Source organism: Clostridia bacterium, from assembly GCA_019683875.1.
Lineage (GTDB): Bacteria > Bacillota > Sulfobacillia > RBS10-35 > Bu92 > Bu92.
Genome location: JADGHN010000006.1, coordinates 23872 through 30064 on the forward strand (window position 1 = coordinate 23872; position 6193 = coordinate 30064).

Sequence of the window (6193 nt, forward strand, 5' to 3'; positions counted from 1 at the left end):
TCACGCCTTTCTCTGGCTCGCCAGTTCCGCGACCACGGCCTGCACGAGCCGGATCGTGTTCCGCAGGTCTTCCTTGTGGAGCACGGCGCAGGGGGTGTGGATGTAGCGGCAGGGCACGGAGATCGAAGCCGTGCGCACGCCGGCCTTGGACAGGTGGATGGCGCCGGCGTCGTTGCCGCCCCCCTGCGTGCGCCGCCATTGCCACGGGATGCCCTCCCGCTCGGCGACCCGGATGATCGTCTGCACCAGGTCGCGGTCGGCGATGGAGGAGCCGTCCATGAAGCTGAGCGCCGGCCCCCTGCCGAGGACCGTGGACGACGTCTCCCCTTCTTGAAGCGGGATGTCCGCGGCCGGCGTGCCCTCCAGCACGATGGCCACGTCGGGCTCCACGGCGTAGGCCGCCACGCGGGCGCCGCGCAGGCCGATCTCCTCCTGCACGGTGAAGACGCCGTGGACCGGGGCCTCGTAGTCGACGGCCAGCGCCTCCATGAGCACGACGCAGCCGGCGCGGTCGTCGAACGCCTTGCCCTTGACCAGACCCTCGCCGAACTCGCCGAAGCGCGTGGCGAAGGTGACGCCGTCGCCCGGCTCCGCGAGGCGCTCGGCTTCCTTCTTGTCCTTCGCGCCGATGTCGATGTACATCTCGTCCGACGGCACGACCTTCGTGCGCTCCCCCGGAGCCTGCAGGTGGATCGGCTTGGAGCCGATCACGCCGGGCAGGCGCTTCGGACCGACGTGCACCGTCTTCGCGAGGAGAACGCGGTCGTCGATCCCGCCGACCTTTCGGAAGCGCAGAAACCCGTCGTCGTCCACGCGCGTGACGATCAGGCCGATCTCGTCCATGTGCGCCGCGAGCATGATGCGCGGCCCCGGCTTCCCCGCGCCCTTCACGGCAAAGAGGTTGCCGAGGGCGTCCGTCCGCAGTTCGTCCACCCGGCCGGCGACCCGCTCCCGGATGTAGGCCCGCACCGCGTCCTCCTGGCCGGAGATGCCGGGCAGCTCGCTCAGCGCCGCGAGCGTCTCGAGCGCGTCATTCGCCATGGGACCACCCCCGTGCCGCGTCGGCGGTGCAGGCCGCGGCGAAGTGGGCCAGCAGCCGGCCGGTCTCGCGGATGTCCTTCAGGTCGACCGTCTCGACCGTGCTGTGCATGTACCGCAACGGCACGCTGACGAGGCCGGTCGGCACCCCGGCCTGCGTGACCTGGATGGCCCAGGCGTCGGTGCCCGTCTGCCCGGGCGCCACGGAGACCTGGAAGGGGATGCCGTTCGCCTCCGCCGTCTGCTTCAAAAGCGAGAACACGGCCGGATGGATGTTCGCGCCGCGCGTGATGTCGGGCCCGCCGCCGAGCTGTGCGGAATCATCCTTCTTGACGCCGGGCTGGTCGCCGAACGTGACGTCGATGGCGATGCCGACGTCCGGTTGGACGCCGAAAGTGGCCGTCACGGCCCCGCGCAGGCCGACCTCCTCCTGCACGGTGGCGACGGCGTAGACGTCCGCCTCGTGGCGCAGGCCCTGCAAGAATTTCAGGCCTTCCCACATGGCGGTGACGCACGCGCGGTCATCAAAGGCCTTGCCGCTGAACCGCTGTCCTTGGAGGCGCGCCGGTTCGCGGTGCATGGTGATGACGTCGCCGACGCGCACGAGCTCCGCCGCCCGCGGCCCGTCGAGGCCGATGTCGACGAAGAGCTCGTGCAGCGGGACGACCTTGTCCCGCTGGTCAGCCGTGAGCAGGTGCGGCGGCTTCGTGCCGATGATGCCCGGCAGGTCCCGCCGCCCATGGACGACGACCTCCTGCGTCACGATGTTGCGCACGTCCACGCCGCCGATGGGCGCGACGCGCAGGAACCCGTCGGGCCGGACCTCGCGGACGATGAGTCCGATCTCGTCCATGTGCGCGGCCCACATGACCTTGGGGCCCTTGCCGCTGCCCCGTTTCAGCGCGATGACGTTGCCGAGCGCGTCCCGGCGGATCTCGTCGCAGTACGGAGCGAACAGTTCCGCGACGCGGTCCGCCACGGCCCGCTCGTGGCCGGACGGGCCCGGCGTGACCGACAACAGGTGCAAGACGCTTTGCGTGTCGATGATCCCAATCCCCCTTCGCCGGGCCGCATCGCCGCCGCTGCGGCCCGAGGCCCTCTTGGGTGACGAACAGCCTTTCGATTCACGAAATACGTTTCCTGCCGCGCCATCCCGCTGATCGCGCACCGCGGGGCCCGTCCCCCCATCCCTACACGAACGCCTCGAACACGAGGTTGCCGAGAAGCAGCCCCTCGTCCGTCAGCCGCGCGCGGGCGCCGTCGACGCGCAGCAGCCCCCGGCCGGACAGCTCCGCCAGCTCCGCCCGCCACACTTCGCGCGGATCCTCGCCGTACCGCGCCGCGAGCTCGTCGAGGTCGACGCCCCGGATCCGGCGGAGGCCGAGGATCATCGCGTCGCCGAGCGCCTCCCGCGCCGGCACGGCGCGCGCGCCGTCCGCGTCGGTCGGAGGCCGGCCGCTCGCGACCGCCTCGCGGTACTCGCGCAGGTTTTTCGTGTGGCCCCAGCGCCAGCCGTGCCAGTGCGAGTGGGCGCCCACGCCGAGGCCGAGGTAGGCGCCGTTTTCCCAGTACAGCAGGTTGTGGCGCGACGCGAACCCCGGCCGCGCGTAGTTGGAGATCTCGTAGTGCTCGTAGCCCGCCCGGCTGAGGCGCTCCCGGGCGCGGCGGAACATGCGCGCGGCGAGCTCGTCGTCCGGCTGCGGCAGGCGGCCGTTGCGGATCCAGTGGTGGAACGGCGTGCCCTCCTCGATCTGCAGCCCGTACGCCGAGACGTGCTCCGGCGCGAGCTCCAGGACGAAATCGAGCGTCGCCTCCCAGTCCTCGGCCGTCTGGCCGGGCAGGCCGAACATCACGTCGAGGTTGAGGTTCGCGAACCCCGCCCGCCGCGCGGCGGCCACGGCGCGGCGCACCGCCGCCGCGTCGTGCCGCCGGCCGAGCTGTCGAAGGAGGCGCTCGCTTACCGCCTGCACGCCGATGCTGAGCCGGTTGACGCCGATGGCGCGCAATTGCTCAAGGTACGCGGCGTCCACCGTCTCGGGGTTCGCTTCCACGGTGACTTCCGCGGCCGGGTCGAGGCCGAACAACGCGACGAGCTCCCGGTGCAGGCGCGCGAAGGCGTCGATGGGCGTGACGGTGGGCGTGCCGCCCCCGTAATAGAGCGTGGCCGGGGGCGTCTCCGGCGCCGGCAGGCGGACGCACGACGCCGCACCCGCGCCCGCGGGCCGCACCGGCGGCCCGTGGCGTCGCACGTCGCGCGCCTCCTGAATCAGCACGTCGACGTACGCCTCCGGGCGCCCGGGCTTCCACAGCGCCACCGCAAAGTCACAGTAGTAGCACTTGGCGAGGCAGAACGGCAGGTGGACGTAAAGCCCCCACTTCACTCCTCGTCCCCCGTGCGCAGCACGGCGAGAAACGCCTCCTGCGGGATCTCCACCTGCCCGATCTGCTTCATCCGCTTCTTGCCTTCCTTCTGCTTCTCAAGGAGCTTGCGCTTGCGCGTCACGTCGCCGCCGTAGCACTTCGCGAGGACGTCCTTGCGCAGCGCGCGCACCGTCTCCCGCGCGATGATCTTGCCGCCGACGGCGGCCTGGATCGGCACCTCGAACTGCTGGCGCGGGATGATGTCGCGCAACCGCTCCACGAGCCGGCGGCCGCGCGTGGCGGCCTGGCTGCGGTGGACGATCACGCTGAGCGCGTCGACGGGTGCGCCGTTGACGAGGATGTCGAGCTTCACCAGATCCGATTCGACGTACCCCTCGAGCCGGTAGTCGAGCGTGGCGTAGCCGCGGGTGCGGCTCTTCAACTGGTCGAAGAAGTCGAACATGATCTCCGCCAGCGGCAGGAGGTAGCTGAGCTTCGCGCGGTCGGGGCTGGGGTACTCCATGTCCACGAACGTGCCGCGCCGTTCCTGGCAAAGCTCCATCACCGCGCCGACGTAGTCGTTGGGTGTCATGATCACGGCCTTGACGACCGGCTCCTCAATGGCGGCGATCGTCGAACGGTCGGGAAGCTTGGCCGGGTTGTCGACGTGCAGCGTCTCGCCGTTCGTCTTGCGGACGCGGTACACGACGCTCGGCGCCGTCGTGATCAGGTTCAGCCCGTACTCCCGCTCCAGGCGCTCCTGGACGACGTCGAGGTGCAGGAGGCCGAGGAAGCCGCAGCGGAAGCCGAAGCCGAGCGCCGCCGACGTCTCCGGCTCGAAGACGAGCGCCGCGTCGTTCAGCTGGAGCTTCTCCAGCGCCTCGCGCAGGTCGGTGTAGTCCTGGCTGTCGACAGGATAGACGCCCGCGTACACCATCGGCGTGACGGGGCGATAGCCCGGCAGCGCGGCGGCCGCCGGGCGGTCGGCGTGCGTGATCGTGTCGCCCACGCGGCAGTCGCGGATCGTCTTGATGCCGGCGGCGACGTAGCCGACCTCGCCCGCCGAAAGGGACGCCACCGGGGCGGCGTGCGGCCGGAAGACGCCGACCTCCGTCACCTCGTACGTCTTCCCGGACTGCATGAGCGCGATCCGGTCGCCGGGCCGCACCGCGCCGTCGAAGAGGCGCACGTACGCGATCACGCCCTTGTACGGGTCAAAGCGGGAGTCGAAGATCAGCGCCTTTAGCGGCGCGTCCGGATCGCCCGCGGGCGGCGGGATCCGCTCGACGATCGCCGCGAGGACGTCGTCGATGCCGATCCCCTCCTTGGCGGACACCGGAATGCACTCTTCCGGCAAGAAGCCGAGCTCGCCCAGTTCTTGCCGGGCGCGGTCCACGTCGGCCGCCGGCAGGTCGATCTTGTTGACGACGGGGATCATCGTCAGCCCGTGGTCCAGCGCGAGGTGAAAGTTGGCGAGCGTCTGCGCCTCCACGCCCTGCGTGGCGTCGACGACGAGCAGCGCCCCCTCGCAGGCGGCCAGCGCGCGCGAGACCTCGTAGCCGAAGTCGACGTGGCCGGGGGTGTCGATGAGGTTCAGGATGAACTCGCGCCCGCCGGCGTCGCGGTGCACCATGCGCACCGCCTGCGCCTTGATCGTGATGCCACGCTCGCGCTCGAGCTCCATGGTGTCGAGCACCTGCTCCGCCATCTCGCGCGCGGTGAGCGTCCCCGTCCGCTCGATGAGACGGTCCGCGAGGGTGGACTTGCCGTGGTCGATGTGCGCGATGATGCAGAAGTTGCGGATGTCGGGCATACCGGAATTTTAGCATGGGGCCGGGCCGGGCCCGCTCTCGCCGTGCTCACCCGCCGAGGGCCGCCTCCTCAGCCGGAATCCGCACGCGCCAGAGGAGCCACGCATTGAGCGGCGCGAAGACCAGCAGCGTCAGGTACGCGCCGGCCGCGAGGGGCGCGGCCACGAACTCCGCCATGACGGCCACGTAGTTGGGGTGGCGCAGAATGCGGTAGGGTCCGCGGCGAACAAGCGGCGCGCCGGGCAGCACCCACACGCGCGTCGTCCAGCGACGGCCCAGCGCGGCGATCGCCCAATACCGCAGCGCCTGCGCAAGCGCGAAGAGCGCGAGCGCCCAGGGCCACGCCACGGGTGGCCGGGATGCAGCCCCCTCAGTAGCCAGCGAGAGCAGAAAGGCCGCGTGCAACCCGACGATCCAGCGATAGTGCTCGCGGCCGGCCTCCACCGCACCCATCGCCCGCAGCCGCCGCGCGTTGGCCGCGGACAGAAGGAGCTCCGCGACACGCTGGGCCGCCATGAAACCGGCCAGCTCCAGCGCCAGGCCGCCCGGGGCTGCGCCTACCATTGGAGGAGCACCTGCTCGCTGGTGAACCCGGGACCGAGCGCCGCCACCAGGCCGGCCGCGCCGGGCGGCGGCGGGTCGCGCAGCGCGCGTTCCAGCACGAACAGCACCGTCGGCGAGGACATGTTGCCGTACTCGCGAAGCACCTCGCGGGCGGCGGAGAGGCGCGCCTCGTCGAGGCCGAAGCTCTCGCGGTAGGCGTCGAGCACCTTGGGCCCACCCGGGTGGACGACGAAGCGGCGGACTGCTTCCAAAGGCACGCCCCGCCGTTCGAGGAAGGCGGCCGTCTGCACCCACACGTGGCGCCGGACGATGGCCGGAATGCTTCGGGAGAAGATGACGTGCAGGCCTCGCGAGGACACGTCCCAGCCCATGACGTCAAGCGTCTCCGGCCACGTGTAGCTGTGGGACGCCACGATCGC

Annotated in this window: 6 protein-coding genes; all 6 read right to left on the bottom strand. The window is 71.1% G+C overall.

Going from position 1 to position 6193, the window contains the following annotated elements; genetic code table 11:
• Nucleotides 1–1041 carry a M42 family metallopeptidase gene (locus tag IRZ18_01030; GenBank protein ID MBX5475692.1) on the bottom strand — a complete coding sequence of 347 codons (1041 nt, stop codon included), beginning with the start codon at nucleotides 1039–1041 and terminating at the stop codon, nucleotides 1–3.
• A complete protein-coding gene (locus tag IRZ18_01035) occupies nucleotides 1031–2083 on the bottom strand; it encodes a M42 family metallopeptidase (GenBank protein MBX5475693.1) in 1053 nt (350 codons plus the stop codon). Before IRZ18_01035 ends, IRZ18_01030 begins: the two co-directional genes overlap by 11 nt.
• Before the next feature lie 145 nt (nucleotides 2084–2228).
• Nucleotides 2229–3419: a radical SAM family heme chaperone HemW gene (gene hemW, locus IRZ18_01040; protein ID MBX5475694.1), complete on the bottom strand. Its 1191-nt coding sequence runs from the start codon at nucleotides 3417–3419 to the stop codon at nucleotides 2229–2231.
• Nucleotides 3416–5212, bottom strand: a complete 1797-nt coding sequence (gene lepA / locus IRZ18_01045; protein ID MBX5475695.1) for an elongation factor 4 — start codon at nucleotides 5210–5212, stop codon at nucleotides 3416–3418. The genes hemW and lepA overlap by 4 nt, the downstream gene beginning before the upstream one ends.
• Nucleotides 5213–5258: 46 nt before the next feature.
• Nucleotides 5259–5774, bottom strand: a complete 516-nt coding sequence (locus IRZ18_01050; GenBank protein ID MBX5475696.1) for a hypothetical protein — start codon at nucleotides 5772–5774, stop codon at nucleotides 5259–5261.
• The coding region (locus tag IRZ18_01055; protein MBX5475697.1) for a type III polyketide synthase at nucleotides 5768–6193 on the bottom strand (426 nt) is incomplete at its 5' end. The genes IRZ18_01055 and IRZ18_01050, both read right to left, overlap by 7 nt.